Consider the following 19,796-nt stretch of genomic DNA (forward strand, 5'->3'; position numbering starts at 1 on the left):
CAATGCGTCTGAACTGTCCCTGCTGCGGACCACGCGGCGTTGAAGAATTCACCTATCGGGGCGACGCCACACTCCGTCGCCCTGCCCCCGATGCCGCAGCGCCGGACTGGGTGGACTATGTCTACCTGCGCGACAACCCGGCGGGCTGGCACCGTGAACTGTGGTACCACGGCGCGGGCTGCCATGCGTGGCTGGTCGTCACGCGCGACACCCGCACCCATGAAATCGCCGATGTGGCCCGTGCGGTCGATATCGCACGCCACGGCAGGGAGAATACGGGGTCATGACACTGTTTGGCAGGAAAACGGCAGCCGCCCCGCGCACGGGTGGCGGCAATGGCGTCGACCCGGCGCGGGTCATCCATTTCACCTTCGATGGCGTGCGCTATCCCGCCCATCCGGGCGATACGCTGGCATCGGCCCTGCTGGCCAACGGGCAGCGGCTTGCAGGCCGGTCGTTCAAGTACCACCGCCCCCGTGGCATCCTGTCGGCAGGACCGGAAGAACCCAACGCGCTGGTGGAACTGCGCACCGGCGCGCGGCGCGAACCCAACAGCCGCGCCACCGTGACCGAGGTGTATGACGGGCTGGTGGCCTGCAGCCAGAACCGCTGGCCATCGCTGCGCATGGATGCGCTGGGCGTAAACGGCCTGTTTTCGCCCATCTTTACGGCCGGGTTCTACTACAAGACCTTCATGTGGCCCGCCCCGTTCTGGGAAAAGGTGTACGAACCCCTGATCCGCCGCGCCGCCGGGTTGGGGCGTGCGGCGGATGAGGCCGACCCTGACCTGTATGAAAAGGCCACCACATTCTGTGACGTGCTGGTGGTGGGCAGTGGCCCGGCAGGGCTTGCGGCCGCCCTTGCGGCGGGACGGTCGGGCGCGCGGGTCGTGCTGTGCGAACAGGACAGCGTGACCGGCGGCCGCCTGCGCGCGGAGCGGGGCGAACTGGACGGCGTGCCGGGCTGGCAATGGGCACGGCAGGCCATGGACAGCCTGCGCCAGATGCCCGAGGTGCGCATCATGACGCGCACCTGCGTTTTCGGGGCGTATGATGGCGGGACCTATGGCGCGCTGGAACGCGTGGCCGACCATGTCGCCATGCCTGCGGCGGGGCAGCCGCGCCAGCGCCTGTGGCGTATCGTGGCGGGGCGCTGCATTGTCGCCAGCGGCGGGATCGAACGCCCCATGGTGTTTGTGGGCAATGACCGGCCGGGCATCATGCTGGCGGGCGCGGTGCGCACCTACATCAACCGCTTTGGCGTGGTGCCGGGACGGCGCGCCGTCATCTACACCAATAACGATGATGGCCTGCGCACGGCAACGGACCTGGCCCATGCCGGCGCGGTGGTCGCCGCCATTGTCGATACGCGCGCCACGCAGACCGCGCGCGCCACGCAGGTTGCGCGGGAAACCGGGGCGAAGCTGTTCACCGGCGGGGCGATTGCCGCCACATACGGGCGGCTGGGGGTGCAGGCCGCCGCCATCCGCGACCGTTCGGGCCGGGTACAGCACATTGCATGCGACCTGATCGCCATGTCGGGCGGATGGAACCCCGAACTGAGCCTGACGACGCATCATGGCGCGAAGCCGTCCTACAACGCGGCGCTGTGCGCGTTCGTCCCCACCACCTTCCCGCCCGGCATGCAGGCGGCGGGTGTCGCCAACGGGGCCTTCACGACGGCTGCCTGCCTGCGCGAAGGCGCGGAACAGGGGCAGGCGGCCGCGGCCGCCTGCGGGTTCGCCGCCGACCTGCCGGCCCTGCCCGCGGCGGACGCGGAAAGCTACGGCATTGAATCCCTTCAGCCCCTGCCGCGCGACCGCTCGGTCAAGGATGGCAAGGCCTTCATCGATTTCCAGAACGACGTGACGGCCAGGGATGTGCGGCTGGCGGCGCAGGAAGGCTTCCGCAGTGTCGAGCACCTCAAGCGCTACACCACGCTTGGCATGGCGACTGACCAGGGCAAGACGGCCAATGTCAACGGTATCGTGCAACTGGCGCAGCAGACCGGCCGCGACATTGCCAGTACGGGCACGACCATGTTCCGCCCCCCCGTGCAGCCCGTGGCCATTGGCGCCATCGCGGGCGCGCATACCGGCACGCATTTCAAGCCCACCCGCCTGACGCCCACCCATGAATGGGCGCGCCAGCAGGGCGCGGCCTTTACGGCCAACGGTCTGTGGCAGCGCGCGCAGTGGTTCGCGCAACCGGGAGAAAGCCACTGGCGCGACACCGTCAACCGGGAAGTCCGCACCGTCCGCACCGCTGTCGGGTTCTGTGATGTCACCACGCTGGGCAAGATCGACATCCAGGGGCCGGACGCCGCGACCTTCCTTGAACGGCTGTATGTCAACGCATGGCGGAAGCTGCCGGTCGGCCGCGCGCGCTACGGCCTGATGCTGCGGGAGGACGGCTTCGTCTTTGACGATGGCACCACCGCGCGGCTGGGGCCACAGCATTATGTCATGACCACGACTACCGCGCATGCGGGCGCTGTCATGCAGCATATGGAACTGTGCCACCAGTGGCTGTGGCCGGAACTGGATGTCCACTTCATATCCGTGACCGACGAATGGGCGCAGTTCGCCATTGCCGGGCCGCGCGCGCGCGATGTGCTGCGCCATGTCGTCGATCCGGATTTCGACCTGTCGCATGAAGCCTTCGGGTATATGGGTGCGGCGGAGGTCACGATATGTGGCGGGCAGGCGGCGCGGCTGTTCCGCCTGTCCTTCTCCGGGGAACTGGCGTTCGAGCTTGCGGTGCCCGCGCGTTATGGCGACGCGCTGGCCCGCCTGCTGATGAAGGTGGGCGCGCCGTATGGCATCGCCCCTTACGGCACCGAGGCGCTGGGGGTGATGCGCATTGAAAAGGGCCATCCCGCCGGACCCGAGCTGAACGGCCAGACCACGGCGCATGACCTGGGCATGGGGCGGATGCTGTCCGGCAAAAAGGACTTCATCGGCCGCGCCATGGCCGCGCGCCCTGCGCTGACGGATGCATCCCGTCCCACGCTGGTCGGCCTGCGGCCGGTCAGCCCGTCCGATGAACTGGTGGCCGGCAGCCACCTGCTGCCCCGTGGCGCCGAAGCCACGGGCGCGCATGACCAGGGATGGATATCGTCCGCCGCATGGTCGCCCACGCTGGATGGCTGGATCGCGCTGGGCTTCCTGTCGGATGGCCCGGCGCGCCATGGCGAGACGGTCATGGTCCACAACCCGCTGGCCGGCAGCGTCGTCGCGGCGACGGTAGGCCCGCCCGTATTCCTTGATCCTGAGGGAGCACGCCTGCATGTCTGATCTCCTGCCTGCCACCGCCCCCTTTCCGCCAGCCGCCTTTACGCCGCCCCCGGGCGCGCAGGCTGCCCGTGTCACCATCGCGCCCGCGCCGTCGCGCCAGCTTGTCAGCCTGCAATGCGCCCCCGGCGCGCGCACGGCGGTCCAGGCGGCCCTGAAGGCGGCCTACGGCGTGGAGTTGCCCGTGACCCCCGCCGCCATGACCGGCCGCGACGGGGTGTGCTTCATATGGTCGGGGCTGGACCAGTGGCTGGCCAGCGCCCCGGATGGCGCGCCCGACCTCGCCACCGCCCTGCGCGATGTCACCCACCCCCACGCGGCCATTACGCGGCAGGGCGACGGGCGCGCCACGGTGCGGGTCAGCGGCCCGGATGCGCGCGCGATCCTGTGCAAGCTCGTGCCCATCGACCTGCATCCGCGCGCATTCGGGCCGGGCAGTACGGCGCTGACCCTTGCGGGCCATGTCCCGGTCCAGATCCTGCGGCAGGACATGGCGCCCACATACGATATTTTCGTTTTCCGCAGCCTTGCGCACAGCCTTCACCACGACCTTTGCCACGCGGCATGTGGCGGCGTGCCTTTATCGGAAATGTCCACATGACCAGTAACGTCAATACAACCTACATCGTGACCATAAGCTGTCCCAACCGGCCCGGCATTGTCGCGGGTATCAGCCACGGCCTGGCCGAACTGGGGGCGAACATTACCGAAGCCCAGCAGTTTGACGAGACCGAAAGCCGGCGGTTTTTCATGCGTATCGTCTTTGACATACCGCAGGGCGCGACGGACAGGCCGGTACTCGAAAACGAATTCAGCCGCCTGGCCCGCGAATTTTCAATGGCGTGGTCGCTGACGACCACGAGTGTGCGGCCAAAAGTCCTGATACTGGTTTCCCGGTTTGACCACTGCCTGGTGGACCTGCTGTACCGCTGGCGCATCGGGGAACTGGCGATTGACCCGGTGGGGATCATTTCCAACCACCCGCGTGAGATCTACAGGCATCTGGACCTTGATGGCATACCCTTCCATTACCTGCCCATAACCCCCGCGACCAAGCCGGAACAGGAAGCCCGCATCATCCGGATCATGGAAGAAAGCGATGCCGAACTGGTCGTGCTGGCGCGTTACATGCAGATCCTGTCCAACGAACTATCGCGCAAACTGTCGGGGCGGTGCATCAACATCCATCACTCCTTCCTGCCGGGGTTCAAGGGCGCGCGGCCCTATCACCAGGCTTTTGCCCGTGGCGTCAAGCTGATCGGGGCAACAGCGCATTACGTGACAAGCGACCTGGATGAAGGGCCGATCATCGAACAGGATGTCGAACGCATTTCCCATGCCGACACCCCCGATGACCTTGTGCGCAAGGGGCGTGACATCGAACGCCGCGTCCTGGCGCGCGCCGTCCGCTACCATATCGAACGGCGCGCCATCATGAACGGGCACAAGACAATCGTATTCACATCCTGAACCCGTGACGCCCTGATATGGAACACCATGACATGCCCGTGCGCACAGCACCGGGAAAACTGATTGACGGCCGGGCCTTCGCGGCTGGCATCTGCACCGAAATCGCGCGCGAAGTCAGCGACCTGCACGCCCGGCATGACCGCGTGCCGGGCCTTGCGGTGATCCTGGTGGGGGACGACCCGGCCAGTGACATCTATGTGCGCAGCAAGGTGCGCAGGACCATGGCGGTGGGCATGCGCTCCTTCGCCCATCGCCTGCCTGCCGCGACATCGCAGGTGGCGCTGCTGGACCTGGTCGCCACGCTGAACGCGGATGGCGACGTGCATGGCATACTGCTCCAGCTTCCGCTGCCCGGCCATATCGACGTAAAGGCGGTTCTGGACGCCATTGACCCGGCCAAGGATGTCGATGGCTTCCATATCGTCAACGTGGGCAAGCTGGGCGTGGGGCGCGATGACGGGTTCATCCCGTGCACGCCGCTGGGGTGCCTCATGCTGCTCAGGGCCGAACTGGGCGACCTGTCGGGGCTGCATGCGGTGGTCATCGGGTGTTCCAATATTGTCGGCCGGCCCATGGCGCAGCTTCTGCTGCGGGAAAACTGCACGGTTGTCGTCACCCACATCAATACCCGCGATGTCGCGGCGGAAACCCGTCGGGCCGATATTGTCATTGTCGCCGCCGGCCATCCCGGCCTTGTGCGCGGGTCATGGATCAGGCCGGGCGCGACAGTAATTGACGTGGGGATCAACCGTATCCATGATGATGCGGGCAGCCATGTTGTGGGGGATGTCGCCTTTTCCGAAGTCCGCGCCGTCGCGGGCGCGGTGACGCCCGTTCCCGGCGGGGTGGGACCGATGACCATCGCCTGCCTGCTGCACAATACGCTGCGCGCGGCACGGGCCGTAATCGAGAATGCGAAAACCTGAACCGCACGTTCCTGCCGTGACCTGCCTGTCAGGTCGGCCATGGCAGGGGTAATGTGACCGTACCGGGGGAGAATGCGCACATGACGGATAGTAGCCTTCCATGCCGGCGACTGCGTTTTGACATGACGGGAACACGTCATCTCTTTATCAGGCAGGACCCGGACTGCCCCCTGCCCGATGGCGGGGTTCCGGCGGCTTTTGCAATCTGGACCGTCCGGCGGCAATGTGACGTGCTGCCCGACGGGCAGGCGCGGGAGGGGTTTTTCCGCTCCGTTTCCCACATGCTGGAACAGCTTGCCTGCCGGCTGGAAACCGAACGGGTCGGATTGCGGGTCTATGCCGCGGGCAGCATCCAGTTCATGGGCGATGTCGCGCGGGTTACGGATGGCGCGGGGCTGGGCGCGGCGGAGGTCTTTCTGGATACGCCCCGCTCCCCTGCCCGCCGGGTCATGTGCATTCACTGCGACACCATGCACGAAAACGTGACCCGTGATGAACTGACCTGCCATGGCTGCCGGGCGGCCCTGTCGGTCCGTACGCATTTTTCACGTCGTATCGGCGCGTATATGGCGGTGTCCGAAACCGGGGCCTGTTGATCGCGCGGCCTGCTGGCAATTCCGGGTTGATGTCTTGTGCCGGCTGAATATCATTACTGTAAAATAACGAAACTGGCCGGGAATTTTCATGCAGAAGACCGTCTGAAAAGCCAGCCCGGCAGGCCGCCTGCAATCATCGGGACGTTTCCGGAAGCTTTTTGAAAACAGGTGGCATCCGAAAACCTTTATGTTTTATCAATGGGCTGTTTCCAGACAGTCTTTGGGGCACGGATCGCGTTGATGATCAGAATTGCATGGAACAACACCACACTGCATGCCAGCCCCGGTGATACCGTCGCCGCCGCCCTGTACCGGCATGGCATCACCACCATCGCCAGCACACGCAAGCTGCATGAACCGATGGGTTATTCCGGCAGTTACGTGGGCGGCGTGCTGGCGCGCGTGGACGGGCGGCCCAATGTGCGCCTTGACCAGCAGCCCGTGCGCGAGGGCATGCGGGTGGAAAGCCAGAACCGCTGGCCCGGCGCGTCGTGCGACCTTCTTTCCCTTGCCCGTTTCCTGCCGCCCCGCTGGGTCCATGGCGGGTTTGAACATGGCCGCTTCACGCCCCGGCGCGGCCGGGCCTACCTGCTGTGGGAAAGGCTGCTGGCGCATCTGGCGGGGGTTGGCCGCCCGCCGCCGCGTCTGCCTTCCGCCAGTGAACGCCCGGCCCGTAAACTGTGTGTTGACGTGCTGGTTGTTGGCGGCGGCCCGGCGGGACAGCGGGCCGCGAATGACCTTGCCCGCAGCGGGCGCACGGTCGCCCTTGTTTCCCGTGGCGCGACGCTGGGCCGTTACGCGCAGGCCATGGGCATCGCGCCCGCTGCCTTGCATGGGGATGTCACCGTCCTTTCGGGCATGGAGCTGTGCGGCAGCTATCGTTGCGGCAGGCTGATGATCGCCGCGCCAGTGGACCCTGAACGCGGTGCCGTGGCGATCGAAGCCGGGCGCCTTGTACTGGCCACCGGCAAGTCATCCATGCCGCCGATGGTGCGCAACAGCCACCTGCCCGGCGTGATGGACGCGCATGCCGCCGTGCTGCTGGGCCATTTCCATGCCGTGCCGGCCGGCACGGCGGTTGCCGTTGTCGGCACCGGGGCCGAAACCATGGTGGCGCGGCGGCTGGCGCGTCTGGGTTCGGGTATCGCCTATTGCGGCGATGTAAGCGGGCTGGCCCGCATCCATGGCCATTCGCGGGTCACGGGCATTGATATCGGGAACAGGCGCATCCGGTGCGACGCCGTGGTGCATGCGGGCGCGTGGCGCAGCGACCCTGCTTTGGCGTTCCAGGCGCGGGCCGAAGGGGTGTTGCAGGTTTCCGACGTGATGGCGGCGGATGCCGATATAAGCAGCGTCGGGTTCTGCCATGAACCGGATCAGGATATCCACGTGCCCGACAGGATGGACCCCGCGCTGCGTATCTGCCCGTGCATGGATGTGACGGCGGGTGAACTGATGGGCCTGATCGACCGCGCGGTCACGGACCCGGAAATCCTGAAGCGGCTGACATCGTGCGGCATGGGGCCGTGCCAGGGCTTTCCCTGCTGGGAAAGCATGCTCGCCCTGCTGGCGAAACGGACGGGCCAGCCCGTGGGCCGCCTTGTCCGCCCCAGTCACAGGCCGCCGCGCCGCGCCCTTACGGTTGCGCAGGCGGCGGGGCTGTGTGATGTGGTGGAACCACTATGACGGACCGCGCCCTGCCGAAATCCGCATCGGTTGTGATCGTGGGTGGTGGCATGCAGGGGTTAAGCTGCGCCGTCAACCTTGCGCTGCTGGGTATCCGTGACATCGTCGTGCTGGATGCCGGTTACTGGCAGGGCGGCGCATCGGGCAGGAATGGCTGCCTGATCCGCCCCGGTTTCGGGGGGCATGAGTGGACCCGCCTGTTTGAACTGTCGTGGCGGGAATGGACGACGCTGTCGCGCAAACTTGGCCATAATGTCATGTTTACCGAACGTGGGTACACCATGATCGCGGAAACGGGGCCAAGCGCCGACATGCTGCGCAACGCCAGCCGCCTGCACCGCGAGTACGGCATCACGTCGGAAATCCTGACCCCTCGCCAGTTGTCAGGCGTGCTGCCCGCCATAAACCAGGCATGCGTGACGGCGGCCCTGCACCAGCCCCGTGGCGGCATGGCCCCCCATCACAGCGTGATGAAGGGGTACCTGCATGCCTGCCGGAAAAAAGGCATCGACGTGCGTTACCGGACCGCCATGACGGGGTTTGACATGCACGATCGCAGCGTGCGCGGGGTGTATGTCAAGGACCACCTGATCCGCTGCGATACGGTCGTGATTGCGGCAGGCCCCCAGTCGCCCGGGCTGGCCCGGCAGGCGCAGGCGGAAATTGACGGCTACATGATGCGGATCGAGGCAATGGCGCTGGAACCCATGCGGCCGCTTATCGGCCCGGCGCTGGCGCTGATCGACAGCCTGGCCTATTTTCACCAGACGGCGCGCGGCGAAGTGGTGGGCGGGACGGAAGTGCCCGAAACACCGCAGGAAAACCTGCGCGCCGACGTGCCGGCCATGGCGGCCATGGCCCGTGTCTATACCCGGCTGTTTCCCCAGCTTGCGGATATACGCATCCTGCGGCAATGGGCCGGGCTGCTCCATATCTCGTCCGACCTTGCGCCCCTGCTGGGGCAGCACCCACGGGTGCGGGACCTGTGGTTCAGCGCGGGCTGGTCCTATGGCTTTGCCGGCGCGCCGGGGGCCGGGCTGCTTATGGCGAAAGCCATCGCCAGGGGAAAGGTGGACGAAATCATGCGGCCATTCGCGCTGGATCGGTTCGAGAAGGGCAATCCCATAGAGGAAGCGGGCGTGGTGATGATAAAAAACTGACAGCACGGCACGGCCGCGCCGGGGCTGGCCCGCCGGGGCCTGCGCGATATCCACGCCGCCCGGCAACCACTGGCGCGCCGCGCGGTTGGGTGTCCATGTGTCTGGACAGGCACTTTCCCCTGGGGATGGAACCCATGTCGAAGCCCGTTCTTGTCGTTGGCGCGGGGCCGGTTGGCCTGACCCTGGCTGCCGAACTGGCGCGGTACCGCATACCGGTCAGGCTGATCGACAGCGCCCCCGCGCGCAGCGACAGGTCCAAGGCCCTTGCCGTCTGGCCCCGGACCCTTGAGCTGCTGGACGCCGCGGGCTGTGCCGGCGCCTTTGTCGCGACCGGCCTGCGGGCGCGGGCGATTGGCATCCGTTCGGGCCATGACATGCTGGCCCGCATCACGTTCGGGCAGGTCGCATCGCCATTTTGTTACCTGCTGATGATCCCGCAGCCGGAAACCGAACGGCTGCTGGAAGAACATTTCCGGACCCTTGGCGGCCGGGTCGAACGCAATACGGAACTGGTGGATTTTGTGGATACGGGGGATGGGGTGTCCTGCACCGTCAGGCTGCCCGGTGGCGAACGCGCGTGTGTGGAGGCAGGCTGGCTGGTCGGGTGTGATGGCGCCCATTCCCTTGTCCGCCACAGGCTTGGGCTGGCATTTGGCGGGGATACGATGGCGGTGGGCTTCATCATTGCCGACGTGCATGTCGCGGGCCTTGCCATGGCCCCGGACGAACTGGCCATCTTCTGGCATCCCGAAGGCGCCGTCATGTTCTTCCCGGTCATGCCCGGTCGCTACCGCGTCATTGCCGATGCCGGTCCGCCTCCCGTGCCCGTGCCGGAGCTTGCGATGGTGCAGGCGATTGTGGACCGGCGCGGGCCGGGGGGCGTTACCCTGTCCGATCCGGCGTGGCTGTCGGGGTTCGGGGTCAATGAACGCAGGGTGCGCAGGTACCGGGCGGGCCGGGTGTTCGTGGCGGGTGACGCGGCCCATGTCCACAGCCCCGCCGGTGGGCAGGGCATGAATGCGGGCATGCAGGATGCCTTCAACCTTGCATGGAAACTGGCGCTTGTTGAACGGCGGGCGGCCAGCGTGGACCTGCTGGACAGCTACGGCATTGAACGTGCGGCGGCCGCACGCCGTATCCTGTCCGATTCCGGGCGCATGACGCGGATTGTCCTGCTGCGCAATCCCCTCGCCCGCCTGCTGCGCGGGCTGGTGGTGCGGGGGATGTTCCGCATCCCGGCGGTCCGCCGCGCCATCGCCAGCAGGCTTTCGGGGATCACGGCGGGTTATGATGAGACACCCCTCAACGCCGGTTTCGCCCCGCGGCTGCGGGGACCACGGCCGGGACAGCGGTTTGCTCCCAGTTGCGTGACCGGCATGGGCAATGCCCCCCGCTTTACGCTGGCCGCGCCCGATGATGCCGCGGCCCGTGCCATGACCATGCGCCATGCCAGCGTGCTCGGCCCCGAAATCCGCCAGCCGCCGGATGAAAACGGCATCTGGCTGGTGCGGCCCGATGGCTATGTCGCCGCCACCGCGCGCAAGGGGGACTGGCCGGTGATTGATGCGGCGCTGGCGGCCCTGGCCCTGCCCCGGCCCTGATCGCGCGGGCCATGGTCAGCCCACCGGCGTGCCGGGCCGGGCAATCTGGTGACGCGGGCGCAGCCGCGATGGCGATGGTGAACGCGCCGCGCTGGCCGGCCAGCCATCGTTGCCCGCATGCTGGCGGCGCGGGGCGTCCTGATCTGGTGGCGCGCACGTCCCTGCCGGTGCGGCGGTTGCGGTCGACAAATGCGGCGTGTTCGTCATGCATGCTGGTATTGTGACCGATCACCCCGGCCTGGCTGTAAGCCCGACAGTTTTTCGACCGCCGCATTGGAAAGGACGATCCGGTTCAGTCCATCAAGCACCGCCCCGCCATCACGGACGCCATGCATGAGCCGCAGGGTATTCGTTGTGTAAAAAAAATGATTGGGCGGGAGACGCATGATGCGTTCCGCGTCATATCCATGACTGTCCACCGGCAATACCGGGTCGTCCTATTTCTTGACGGTAATGCGGATTTCTTTTGTATCCCCGGCCAGGTATTGGCGGATGTACAGGCTGGTCTGGCCGTTATCGCCTGCAATGGACCGGCTGTTTCCCTCATTCAGGCCACAGGCATTGCCCCGCAGCCTGACGACCGCCCATGCATTGCAGTCAAGTTCGGTTGGCGCGCCGCTCAACAGGCCGATCAGGGTGATGTCCGTATCGACATCGTATGTGGCGGCCACGCTGCCGGCATCCCTGAACACGATGGATACAGTGACGTTGTCATCCACGCTCAGGTCAAGCAGCAGCAGGCCGGAATTGGCCGTTTTCGGGCCGAATGCCAGCGTGCCCCCGCCCGTCGCCGCCGTAACGCGCACCCATATGGCATGGAGCGCGCCCATGCTGTCGAATTCCATCGTGCCGCCGCGCAGGACGTAATCGCGCAGGCAGGTCCGGGCCATGTCAGCGAGCGAATGGCGCGGATCGTCGCCCGGCCCCACCACCTGTCGTTCCGGACTGCCGGGCATGCTGCCGAACAGGGACGCATCGCGCGCGACTTCAATCAGGCCGTGCCGCAGGACAGACAGGCCGCCACGAATGTCCCGGTCCAACGGCTTGCCGGGCAGGTCGTGAAGTCTGTCTGTTCGACGGCGCATGAAATCTGAATCCAGTTTCGCAAAAGTCTTAGGGTTTTGATAAGTTGTATTCCGAATACTATTTACTTTTCATTAACGCAACATATTTCATCGCATATAAATAAATGCATTTTTAGTTGAATGATGGGAATATATTCCTTAATCCTGTATTGTTCTATGCAAAAAGAAAACAGACTTATGCAGTATCGCAATATAACGCCTGTTCAGTTTGGCTGTTTTTTGATTACATGGCCGACTGAAATTCAATTCTGATTTGATGATAGAATGCTGATCGGTTATGCGCGGGTAAGTACGGATGAATGCACCCTTGACGTTCAAGTATGGCATTTGCGTGACGTAGGCTGTGAAGCGATCCATGAAGATTCCCTTCTGGAGGATGAAAAGGCGCGGCCGGCGCTGCGCCGCCTCCTGCAGGAGGTGGAAAAAGGCGATATCGTAATCGTGTATCGGCTTGACCGCCTTGCGCGTTCCACGCAGCACCTGCTGAAAATCGCGGAATCCCTGCGGCACAAGGATGTTGGCCTGCGGTCCATCAGTGAACCGTGGATGGATACGACATCACCCGAAGGCCGCATCGTCATGACGGTATTCGCGGGGATCGCTGATTTTGAACGTGCCCTGATACGTGAACGCACGGCGGCGGGCCGCCTGAATGCCCGCCAGCGCGGCATACATATGGGACGCCCCGCCAAGCTGGGACCGGCGGAAAACGCACGGATATATCAAATGGTCACACAGGGTGGCCTGAGCGTGGCCGACGCCGCCGGGCAGTTCAACGTACACAAGGCGACCATTTACCGCATCATTTCCAAATGCCGGAGCATGGAAAGAAGCAGGGAAAGCTGAAAGTTTCAGCGAACGCCGCCTTTATGGAAAAAGGCGGCGTCCGGAACGCATGTCCGCTTACTGCCCCATGCCGGGGGACAGCACGGGCCGTGTCAGGTTGTCATCCGGGTCGGGGCCGTGGCTGTGCGGCGCGGGCACGTCGCCCACGGGGGGCGCGTTATGCAGGCCCGAATACTGCAACGGGTCAACCCCGAACAGGCTGTTGGGCGCGGGCAGGCTGGCCGCGTCCCATCCCCCGCCACAGGCACGGATCATGCCAACCTGCGCCTGCAGGTAGCGGGTCTGGATTTCGGCCTGCTGTATGCGCGCATCCAGCGTGCTGACCTGCGCGATGAGCACGTCCAGATAGGCCGCAAGCCCGCCCTTGTACAGGTTCATGGTAATGTCCTGTGTCTGGCTGGCCGCGCCGACTGCGGCGCGCAGGCGGCTGTTTTCGCCATCCAGCCGGCTGGTGCGCGACAGCCCGTCCTCCACATCGCGGAAGGCGTTGAGGATGGTGACACGGTAATGGTCGCGGGTTTCACGGTAGGCGGACCAGCTCTGCTGCAACTGCGCGCGGCGCAGGCCGCCTTCGAACACCGGCATGGTCACGGTCGCGCCGTAGGACCACATGGAGTTGGCGAGGTTGGCGAGGTTGAAGCCGTTATCATCAAACCCCCCGTTCATCTGGAACGATACATGCGGGTAGAACGCGGCGCGCGCGATGCCGATGGCCCGGTTGGCCTGCGCCATCTGGCGTTCGGCCATGGCGATGTCGGGCCTGCGCTGCAACAGGTCCGATGGCATGGGCGCGCGCAGCGCGAAGCGGGTTGCGTTCAGGTGCGCATCCGCCGCGATATGGAAGGATGACGGGGCCACGTTGACCAGCACGGCCACCGCATGTTCCATCACCTCGCGCTGGGCCTGGATGTCCAGCAGGCGGGCCTGCGTGGTGTAAAGCTGGTTCTGCGCGCGCGCCACGTCCAGCCGTGAATCCGCCTGGTCCTGCAGCCGCGTCTGGGTCACGCGCAGGGATTCCTGGTAATACCGGATCGACTGGGTATAGATCGCCGCCTGCGCGTCCAGCCCGCGCAGGGTGAAATAGTCGCTGGCCAGTTCGGCCTGCAAGCTCAGCCGGGCCGCGGCGTATTCCGCCGCCTGTTCCTGCGCATAGTCTTTTTGCAGGCGCACCCGGTTGCGGATGGCGGACCAGAAATCCGGCTCCCACGACGCCATGCCGCCATAGAATTCGTCTGAATCCGTAATGGGTCCCTTGTAGCGGAACAGCCGTTCGGCCGAGCTTTTGTTGTTGCTGCCGCCAAAGGCCACGCCAAAATGCGGCAGCAGGTCGGCCCGCGCCTCGCTTACGATCGCGCGCGCCTGCAAGAAGCGCTCGCTGGCGGCCTGCAGGTCGCCGTTATGGGCCATGGCGGCGGTTTCCAGGTCATCAAGCCGTGGGTCGGCAAAGCTTTTCCACCACTGCGCGGGAATGGTGTCGTCCATGGGGCGGGCCACGCCAAACGGGGCCTGCCCCTGCCACGTGGCGGGAATGACGTAATGCGGCGCGTGATAGGCGGGGGCAAGGTCGCACCCCGCCAGCGACAGCAGCGACACGGCGCACATGCCGCCCCTGCCCATGGCGCGGCGGATGGTACGGGCCATCATTCATCGTCCTTTTCATCGGTGTCGTTGCTGTATCCGGCCGCGGGCTGGACCACGCGCACGCTCTCGCCTTCCAGCAGGTCGGCGGGCGGGTTGTCGATGATCCGGTCATCGGGTGCTATGCCTGAGAGCACCTGCGTCGCCCCATCGCCCATGCGGCCCACGGTTATGGCGTGGAAATGCGCGTGGTTCTGTCCGTCCACCACCGCCACCTGCATGCCGTGTTCCTGAAACACCAGCGCGCCGGTGGGGATGGTCAGGTGTGTGGCCTGCTCCGGTGCTGTCAGGGTGACGGCGGCAAAGGTTCCGGGCCACAGGGCGTGGTCGGTGTTGTCGATCACGAACTCGCTCACGCTGGTACGGGTGTCGGGGTCGTAGCCGCCCGATACGGTCAGGAACTTCGCCTCGAACCGCCGGTCGGGGAACTGCGGCACCTGCACGCTGGCCTGCAGCCCGGGCTGGAGGATGTAGGACATGTTTTCGGGGATGGAGACGAACAGCCGCATCTGGTGCGTGTCCGCCACGCTGAACAGTTCGCTGGCCGCACCCGTGGCGTTCAGGTTGCCGCCGCCTTCATGCACGTAGTCGCCCACGTTGATGTCGCGTTCCGTCACCACGCCATCAAACGGGGCGACAATGACCTTGAAGCGTTCAAGGGCGGCATAGCGGTCAAGGTTGTGGCGCGCGGCCTCAAGGTCGGCGGCAGCCGATTTCTCGTTCGCATCCTGCACCGATACCGACTGGCCGGAAACAGCCTGTGATTTGCCCATCAGCCGCCAGCGCTGCGCGGTCACCACCGCGAGGTCATATTTTGCCTGCGAGGATTGCAGGTCGGCCTGCGCCTGCGCGAACTGGGCGTCAAGGCCGGGGGTGTTGATCTCGGCCAGTACGTCGCCTGCCGCCACCCGCGCGCCGTAATCCTTATACCACATCCGCACATAGCCCGATGCCTGCGGGTAGATGGGGGCCTGGTACCAGGCATCGATGGTGCCGGGCAGGTCAAGGCTGACATGGCGCGCCTCCCTGCGTGGCGCGATGACCATGACATCGGGCACGGCGGCAATGGCGGCCTCGCGCCGCAGGGCGGCGGCATGCTGCACGCGCCCGACCAGCAGGTACCCGCACCACCCCGCGACAATGGCGGCACCGGCCAGCATGATGATTTTTCTGTTGTTCTGGGTGGGCATCACTTCATTTCCTCCCGGACACGGGACGGACGGTTGTGCAGGATTGCGTAAACACACGGCACGAACAAAAGCGTGGAGACAGTTGCCACCAGCAGCCCGCCAATGACGGCGCGGCCCAGCGGCGCGTTCTGGGAATTGCTCATGGCCATGGGCACCATGCCGATCACCATGGCCAGTGCGGTCATCAGCACCGGGCGGATGCGGCCGTAGCCTGCCTCCAGTGCCGCGCGCAGGGCGTCGCCATGTTCCTCGATCCGTTCCCGCGCGAATGACACGACAAGGATGGAATTGGCGGTCGCCGTGCCCATGCACATGATCGCCCCCGTCAGCGCGGGGACCGACAGCCGCGTATGCGTCAGGAACAGCGCCCACGCGATGCCGGCCAATGCACCGGGCAGCGCGGTGATGATGATGAACGGGTCCAGCCATGACTGGAAATTGACCACGATCAGCAGGTAGATCAGCAGCACCGACACCACCAGACCGAACACCAGTTCGACATAGGCATGGCGCATGGTTTCGGTCTGCCCGCGCACCACCACGGCGGCGGTGGAGGGCACCTGCCCCCGCGTCTGGTCCAGCACGCGCTGCACGCCGGTTGTCACCTGCCCCAGATCAGCACCCTCGGCCGAGACATAGATGTCCACTTCCGGCATGGAGTTGAAGTGCGAGACCTGCCCCGGCGTGCCGGTGGCGCTGACATTGCTGATACCGCCCAGAAGCTGCATGTGCCGCCCCTGCGGGTCGCCATCGCCCTTGTCCACCGGAATGGTCATGAGGTTGTTGAAATGCGTCAATTGGTCCTGTGACACATACACGTTCAGCGGGAAGGTGATGCCCGTGGCCGGGTCCAGCCAGTATTGCGGGTCCACCGTCTGGCTGCCTGACAGCGTCATGAGTTCGTTGTTGGCAAGGTCGGCTTCCGTCATGCCGGTGGCCTGCCCGAAGGTGCGGTTGCCCTGCACGAACAGGGTGGGCGTTTTCATGGTCTGCTGGATCACGACATCGGCCGCGCCGGGGACGGCGCGCAGGCGGTTTACCAGCAGGCGGGCGTAATCATAGTTGTCGCGCAGGTCCGGCCCCGAAATCTGGATGTCGATGGGCGCGGGTGAGCCGAAGTTCAGGATCTTCGCCGTCAGGTCGGCGGGCTGGAAGGTGAAGACCGTGCCGGGAAACCTTGCGGAAAGGTCATGGCGCAGGATGGCGCGGTCATCCCATACCGGCGTTTCCTCATCCTTCAGGGCAATGGTGATGTCACAGTCCTGCGTGCCGATGGTGGGCGTGGGAATGAAGGCCTGGTTATGGGCGCCTTCAGGCAGGCCACAGTTTTCGATCATGGTGTCCACCTTGCCGGGGAACAGTGCGTTGATCCGGTCTTCCACCAGCGAGGCCTCGCGGCCCGCCACCTCGATCCGGGTGCCCAATGGTGCGCGCATGTGCATCTGGATGGTGCCGGATTTGGTCTCGGGAAAGAAATCCCGCCCCGCGACCAGGTACAGCCCCAGCGAGCAGACCGAAACGCCAAGGAATACCCCCACAAACCGCCTGCGCCCCGCGATCGCGCGTTTCAGCACGCCCGCATAGCTTTCGCGGAACGTGTTGAACCCGCGTTCGAACGCCTGCTGGAAGCGTTCGGGCAGCCGCTTCGGGTATTGCAGGTTGTGCACCTGCGGTTCGCAATGGTGGGAATCCCCATGCCCCGCAACACTGTGCCCGGCCAGCAGGTATTTGGCCATGGTCGGCACCAGCGTACGCGACAGGATGAAGGATGCGATCATGGCGAAGATGATCGCCTCCGCCATCGGCATGAACAGCCAGCCCGCAACGCCGCTCAGGCCAAACAGCGGCAGCCAGACAATGCAGATGCAGGTGGTGGCGACAAAGGTGGGGATGACGATCTGGTTGGCCGCGTCGATGATCGCGGGTTCCAGCGTCTTGCCCATTTCCAGATGCGCATCGATGTTCTCGATCATCACCGTGGCGTCATCCACCAGGATGCCCACCGCCAGCGCAAGCCCGCCCAGCGTCATGACATTGATCGTCTGCCCCGCCCAGTGCAGCCCGATGATGGCGCACAAAATCGCCAGCGGGATGGAGGTCGCGATGATGACCGTGGGCCGCCACGACCCCAGGAACAGAAGCACCACCATGCCGGTCAGGGCGGCGGCCGTCAGCATTTCGCGCACCACGTCGAAGATGGAATCCTTCACGAAGACCGAGGCATCGCCCAGTATGCTGACCTTCACATCCGGCGGCAGCAGTTTCTGGATACGCGGCAGCAGCGCCTTCGCACCCGCCACGACATCCAGCGTCGAGGCGTCGCCGCTTTTCATCACGACGATTTCCACCCCCTGCTTGCCCTTGACCAGCACAAGGTTGGTCTGCGGGTGGCCGCCGCGATAGACTTCCGCCACGTCATGCACATAGATCACGGCGTTGCCCACGCGCTTGACCGGAATATCACCCAGTTCCTTCATGGATCGCGGGGTGGCGTTGGTCTGCACCATCCAGTCGGTGGCCGAGATTTTCTGGTCGCCCGCCGGCAGCACGATATTCTGCCCGCGCAGGGCGTTCTGCACGTCCATGGCCGAGAGGTGGTGCGCCTGTAGCTGCTGCTGGTTCAGCGCCACCATGACAAAGCTGTCCATTCCGCCATAGGCCTGTGGCACCACCGCGCCGGGCACGGTGACCAGCAGCGGGCGCACGCGGATCATCGCCAGCTTGAACAGGTCGGATGGCGTCTGCTTGTCGGACGTGACCTGAAGGGTCAGCACCGGCACGGATGAGGCGTCAAGGCTCATCACCATGGGTGACGGGATGTTTTCGGGCAACTGTTTTATGACCGTCTGGGATATGGCGGTCACTTCCGCTTCCGCCTTGCCAATATCGGTGCCGGGCTGGAAGTATATGTTGACGATGCCGCGCCCGTAATACGAACTGCTTTCCATATGTTCAATGCCCTCGACGGTCGAGGTCACCATCAGTTCGTAATTATAGATGATACGGCCCGCGAATTCCTCCGGCAGCATGCCGCCATAGGTCCAGACAACGGACACGACCGGTATCTTGATATTGGGGAACACGTCCGTCGGCGTACGCAATACCGACATGATGCCAAAGACCACGATAAGGATCGACAGCACCACAAAGGTATAGGGCCGACGTAGTGCGGTGACTACGATGGCGTTCATGGGATGAATGATTCCCTGTAGTACGAAGAACCGCGCAGCACCGTGGGCGCGCGCCACAGTAATGTGTGCGGTTTTTACTGTATGGATGGGTTGGCCGCGCCCGGCGCGGTGGCGTGCAGGCCCTAGGGTTTACGGGTCATGGTGATGGACATGGGACGATGCTCCGGCATGATCGGTAACGGGCGGGCCGGCATGGGGCATGCGGCATCTGCCTGGAACGACAGATACAGTGTTTTTTTACAAAGTATGAACAGATAAGATTTAAAATAATCTTCATTACCGGAAATGCCTGTAATTATTTCCAATAATTTATGAAGTATAATTTATTGTTTTTCGTGATTTCATAAATAAAAAATCCGTCATCGGGGAACTGTTGCCCATTACGGATCGGTTCCCGCCCCGCAGGCATTTTAAAATAAAAATTACCCGGTTCATGCCTGTGTCATGTAACGGCGCGTGCAGGAAAGAAAACTGCCTGAAAACCAGAAAGGAGTTTTTGGTGAAGCTTTTTTCAAAAAGCTTCAGGGAACGCTGCCCTTTTGAAAAAAAGCGGCGCCCGAAAACTTCCATCTTTATTTATGAAACGGCTATTCCGGGACAACGCCCAGGCGGCCATCCGTCCCTGCAACCCGACCGGCCCGCTTGCGACCAGTGCTGCCCGGCGGGTCCATGGCAGGGCGGTTTCCGCCGCGATCAGCGCCATGCCCCGGCCGAAAATTCGGGCTGGCGCAGGTAATCCCCCGCCTGCCCCGCCCGCGCGGATGGCGGCACGGTCATGCCGGTCAGGTCGCATTGCCCCGTGCCCGCGCCCTGCGCATGCCGCCTAGCCCGCCGAAGAGGCTGCTTGAAAACAAATCATTGATAAAAAACAATAAAAGTTTTTGGGTGCCGCCTTTTTTCAAAAAGGCGGCGTTCTTTCGAAGCTTTTGCAAAAAGCTTCACCAAAAACTTTCTTTAATTTTAAAGCGCTATGCGGTCTCGTAGCGGAAAATGAACCGGCCGGGCAGAATCCACGCCCTGCCCGCCCGCCGGCACAAACAGTGCCGGTGGGCTGCTGGTTCCCTGCGCGGTGTTGCAATCGGGCGGGTGCGCGTGGCGTGCGTGCCGGTCAGGGG

Annotated in this window: 15 protein-coding genes and 1 pseudogene; 10 read left to right on the forward strand and 6 right to left on the reverse strand. The window is 64.5% G+C overall.

Annotated elements, in window-relative coordinates; genetic code table 11:
• Positions 1 to 2 precede the first annotated feature (2 nt).
• The 9 genes from CFR76_RS04385 (at position 3) to CFR76_RS04425 (ending at position 10,731) form a co-directional block, all read left to right on the forward strand.
• The gene (locus CFR76_RS04385; protein WP_110556015.1) at positions 3 to 287 is read left to right on the forward strand and encodes a sarcosine oxidase subunit delta; all 285 of its coding nucleotides are present in this window, start codon (positions 3 to 5) and stop codon (positions 285 to 287) included.
• Positions 284 to 3,295: a sarcosine oxidase subunit alpha family protein gene (locus CFR76_RS04390; RefSeq protein ID WP_110556016.1), complete on the forward strand. Its 3,012-nt coding sequence runs from the start codon at positions 284 to 286 to the stop codon at positions 3,293 to 3,295. Before CFR76_RS04385 ends, CFR76_RS04390 begins: the two co-directional genes overlap by 4 nt.
• The gene (locus CFR76_RS04395; protein ID WP_110556017.1) at positions 3,288 to 3,893 is read left to right on the forward strand and encodes a sarcosine oxidase subunit gamma; all 606 of its coding nucleotides are present in this window, start codon (positions 3,288 to 3,290) and stop codon (positions 3,891 to 3,893) included. Before CFR76_RS04390 ends, CFR76_RS04395 begins: the two co-directional genes overlap by 8 nt.
• Positions 3,890 to 4,762: a formyltetrahydrofolate deformylase gene (gene purU / locus CFR76_RS04400; RefSeq protein WP_110556018.1), complete on the forward strand. Its 873-nt coding sequence runs from the start codon at positions 3,890 to 3,892 to the stop codon at positions 4,760 to 4,762. The genes CFR76_RS04395 and purU overlap by 4 nt, the downstream gene beginning before the upstream one ends.
• Positions 4,763 to 4,794: 32 nt before the next feature.
• Positions 4,795 to 5,688 (forward strand): bifunctional 5,10-methylenetetrahydrofolate dehydrogenase/5,10-methenyltetrahydrofolate cyclohydrolase, encoded by an 894-nt coding sequence (locus CFR76_RS04405; protein WP_244191782.1) that lies wholly within the window; start codon positions 4,795 to 4,797, stop codon positions 5,686 to 5,688.
• Between the two features lie 122 nt (positions 5,689 to 5,810).
• Positions 5,811 to 6,284: a dimethylamine monooxygenase subunit DmmA family protein gene (locus CFR76_RS04410; RefSeq protein ID WP_110556020.1), complete on the forward strand. Its 474-nt coding sequence runs from the start codon at positions 5,811 to 5,813 to the stop codon at positions 6,282 to 6,284.
• Positions 6,285 to 6,524: 240 nt separating this feature from the next.
• The gene (locus CFR76_RS04415; RefSeq protein WP_167402051.1) at positions 6,525 to 7,970 is read left to right on the forward strand and encodes a 2Fe-2S iron-sulfur cluster-binding protein; all 1,446 of its coding nucleotides are present in this window, start codon (positions 6,525 to 6,527) and stop codon (positions 7,968 to 7,970) included.
• Complete coding sequence (locus CFR76_RS04420) at positions 7,967 to 9,130, forward strand: NAD(P)/FAD-dependent oxidoreductase (RefSeq protein ID WP_110556022.1); 1,164 nt, start codon at positions 7,967 to 7,969, stop codon at positions 9,128 to 9,130. The genes CFR76_RS04415 and CFR76_RS04420 overlap by 4 nt, the downstream gene beginning before the upstream one ends.
• Before the next feature lie 134 nt (positions 9,131 to 9,264).
• Positions 9,265 to 10,731, forward strand: coding sequence for an FAD-dependent monooxygenase (locus CFR76_RS04425; RefSeq protein ID WP_110556083.1), 1,467 nt, complete (start codon positions 9,265 to 9,267; stop codon positions 10,729 to 10,731).
• A 15-nt stretch (positions 10,732 to 10,746) separates the two neighbouring features.
• Here the strand turns inward: CFR76_RS04425 and CFR76_RS04430 are convergent, their stop codons facing one another.
• Positions 10,747 to 10,920 carry a hypothetical protein gene (locus tag CFR76_RS04430; RefSeq protein WP_167402052.1) on the reverse strand — a complete coding sequence of 58 codons (174 nt, stop codon included), beginning with the start codon at positions 10,918 to 10,920 and terminating at the stop codon, positions 10,747 to 10,749.
• A 248-nt stretch (positions 10,921 to 11,168) separates the two neighbouring features.
• Positions 11,169 to 11,816, reverse strand: a complete 648-nt coding sequence (locus tag CFR76_RS04440; protein WP_110556025.1) for a hypothetical protein — start codon at positions 11,814 to 11,816, stop codon at positions 11,169 to 11,171.
• 264 nt (positions 11,817 to 12,080) lie between these two features.
• On the opposite strand from CFR76_RS04440, the gene CFR76_RS04445 reads away from it, so the two are divergent.
• Entirely contained in the window at positions 12,081 to 12,662 is a 582-nt protein-coding gene (locus tag CFR76_RS04445) for a recombinase family protein (RefSeq protein ID WP_110556026.1), read from the forward strand.
• A gap of 57 nt (positions 12,663 to 12,719) precedes the next feature.
• Here the strand turns inward: CFR76_RS04445 and CFR76_RS04450 are convergent, their stop codons facing one another.
• The 4 genes and pseudogenes from CFR76_RS04450 to CFR76_RS18755 all read right to left on the reverse strand — a co-directional run.
• Positions 12,720 to 14,306 carry an efflux transporter outer membrane subunit gene (locus CFR76_RS04450; protein WP_110556027.1) on the reverse strand — a complete coding sequence of 529 codons (1,587 nt, stop codon included), beginning with the start codon at positions 14,304 to 14,306 and terminating at the stop codon, positions 12,720 to 12,722.
• Positions 14,303 to 15,490, reverse strand: a complete 1,188-nt coding sequence (locus CFR76_RS04455) for an efflux RND transporter periplasmic adaptor subunit (RefSeq protein ID WP_110556028.1) — start codon at positions 15,488 to 15,490, stop codon at positions 14,303 to 14,305. The genes CFR76_RS04450 and CFR76_RS04455 overlap by 4 nt, the downstream gene beginning before the upstream one ends.
• Positions 15,490 to 18,681, reverse strand: coding sequence for an efflux RND transporter permease subunit (locus CFR76_RS04460; RefSeq protein ID WP_110556029.1), 3,192 nt, complete (start codon positions 18,679 to 18,681; stop codon positions 15,490 to 15,492). The genes CFR76_RS04455 and CFR76_RS04460 overlap by 1 nt, the downstream gene beginning before the upstream one ends.
• A 637-nt stretch (positions 18,682 to 19,318) precedes the next feature.
• A pseudogene (locus tag CFR76_RS18755) lies at positions 19,319 to 19,514 on the reverse strand (acyl-CoA dehydrogenase); the annotation flags it as partial.
• Positions 19,515 to 19,796: the final 282 nt, after the last annotated feature.

Origin of the sequence: Komagataeibacter swingsii (assembly GCF_003207895.1) — a bacterium.
In the GTDB taxonomy this organism is placed as follows: Bacteria; Pseudomonadota; Alphaproteobacteria; order Acetobacterales; family Acetobacteraceae; genus Komagataeibacter; species Komagataeibacter swingsii.

Bases quoted from the DNA above. Each gene is read 5' to 3' on its own strand.
- CFR76_RS04445 (WP_110556026.1), top strand. From the start codon at position 12,081: ATGCTGATCGGTTATGCGCGGGTAAGTACGGATGAATGCACCCTTGAC.
- purU (WP_110556018.1), top strand. From the start codon at position 3,890: ATGACCAGTAACGTCAATACAACCTACATCGTGACCATAAGCTGTCCC.
- CFR76_RS04415 (WP_167402051.1), top strand. From the start codon at position 6,525: ATGATCAGAATTGCATGGAACAACACCACACTGCATGCCAGCCCCGGT.
- CFR76_RS04405 (WP_244191782.1), top strand. From the start codon at position 4,795: ATGCCCGTGCGCACAGCACCGGGAAAACTGATTGACGGCCGGGCCTTC.
- CFR76_RS04425 (WP_110556083.1), top strand. From the start codon at position 9,265: ATGTCGAAGCCCGTTCTTGTCGTTGGCGCGGGGCCGGTTGGCCTGACC.
- CFR76_RS04440 (WP_110556025.1), bottom strand. From the start codon at position 11,816: ATGCGCCGTCGAACAGACAGACTTCACGACCTGCCCGGCAAGCCGTTG.
- CFR76_RS04460 (WP_110556029.1), bottom strand. From the start codon at position 18,681: ATGAACGCCATCGTAGTCACCGCACTACGTCGGCCCTATACCTTTGTG.
- CFR76_RS04410 (WP_110556020.1), top strand. From the start codon at position 5,811: ATGACGGGAACACGTCATCTCTTTATCAGGCAGGACCCGGACTGCCCC.
- CFR76_RS04395 (WP_110556017.1), top strand. From the start codon at position 3,288: ATGTCTGATCTCCTGCCTGCCACCGCCCCCTTTCCGCCAGCCGCCTTT.
- CFR76_RS04455 (WP_110556028.1), bottom strand. From the start codon at position 15,490: ATGCCCACCCAGAACAACAGAAAAATCATCATGCTGGCCGGTGCCGCC.
- CFR76_RS04450 (WP_110556027.1), bottom strand. From the start codon at position 14,306: ATGATGGCCCGTACCATCCGCCGCGCCATGGGCAGGGGCGGCATGTGC.
- CFR76_RS04420 (WP_110556022.1), top strand. From the start codon at position 7,967: ATGACGGACCGCGCCCTGCCGAAATCCGCATCGGTTGTGATCGTGGGT.
- CFR76_RS04390 (WP_110556016.1), top strand. From the start codon at position 284: ATGACACTGTTTGGCAGGAAAACGGCAGCCGCCCCGCGCACGGGTGGC.
- CFR76_RS04385 (WP_110556015.1), top strand. From the start codon at position 3: ATGCGTCTGAACTGTCCCTGCTGCGGACCACGCGGCGTTGAAGAATTC.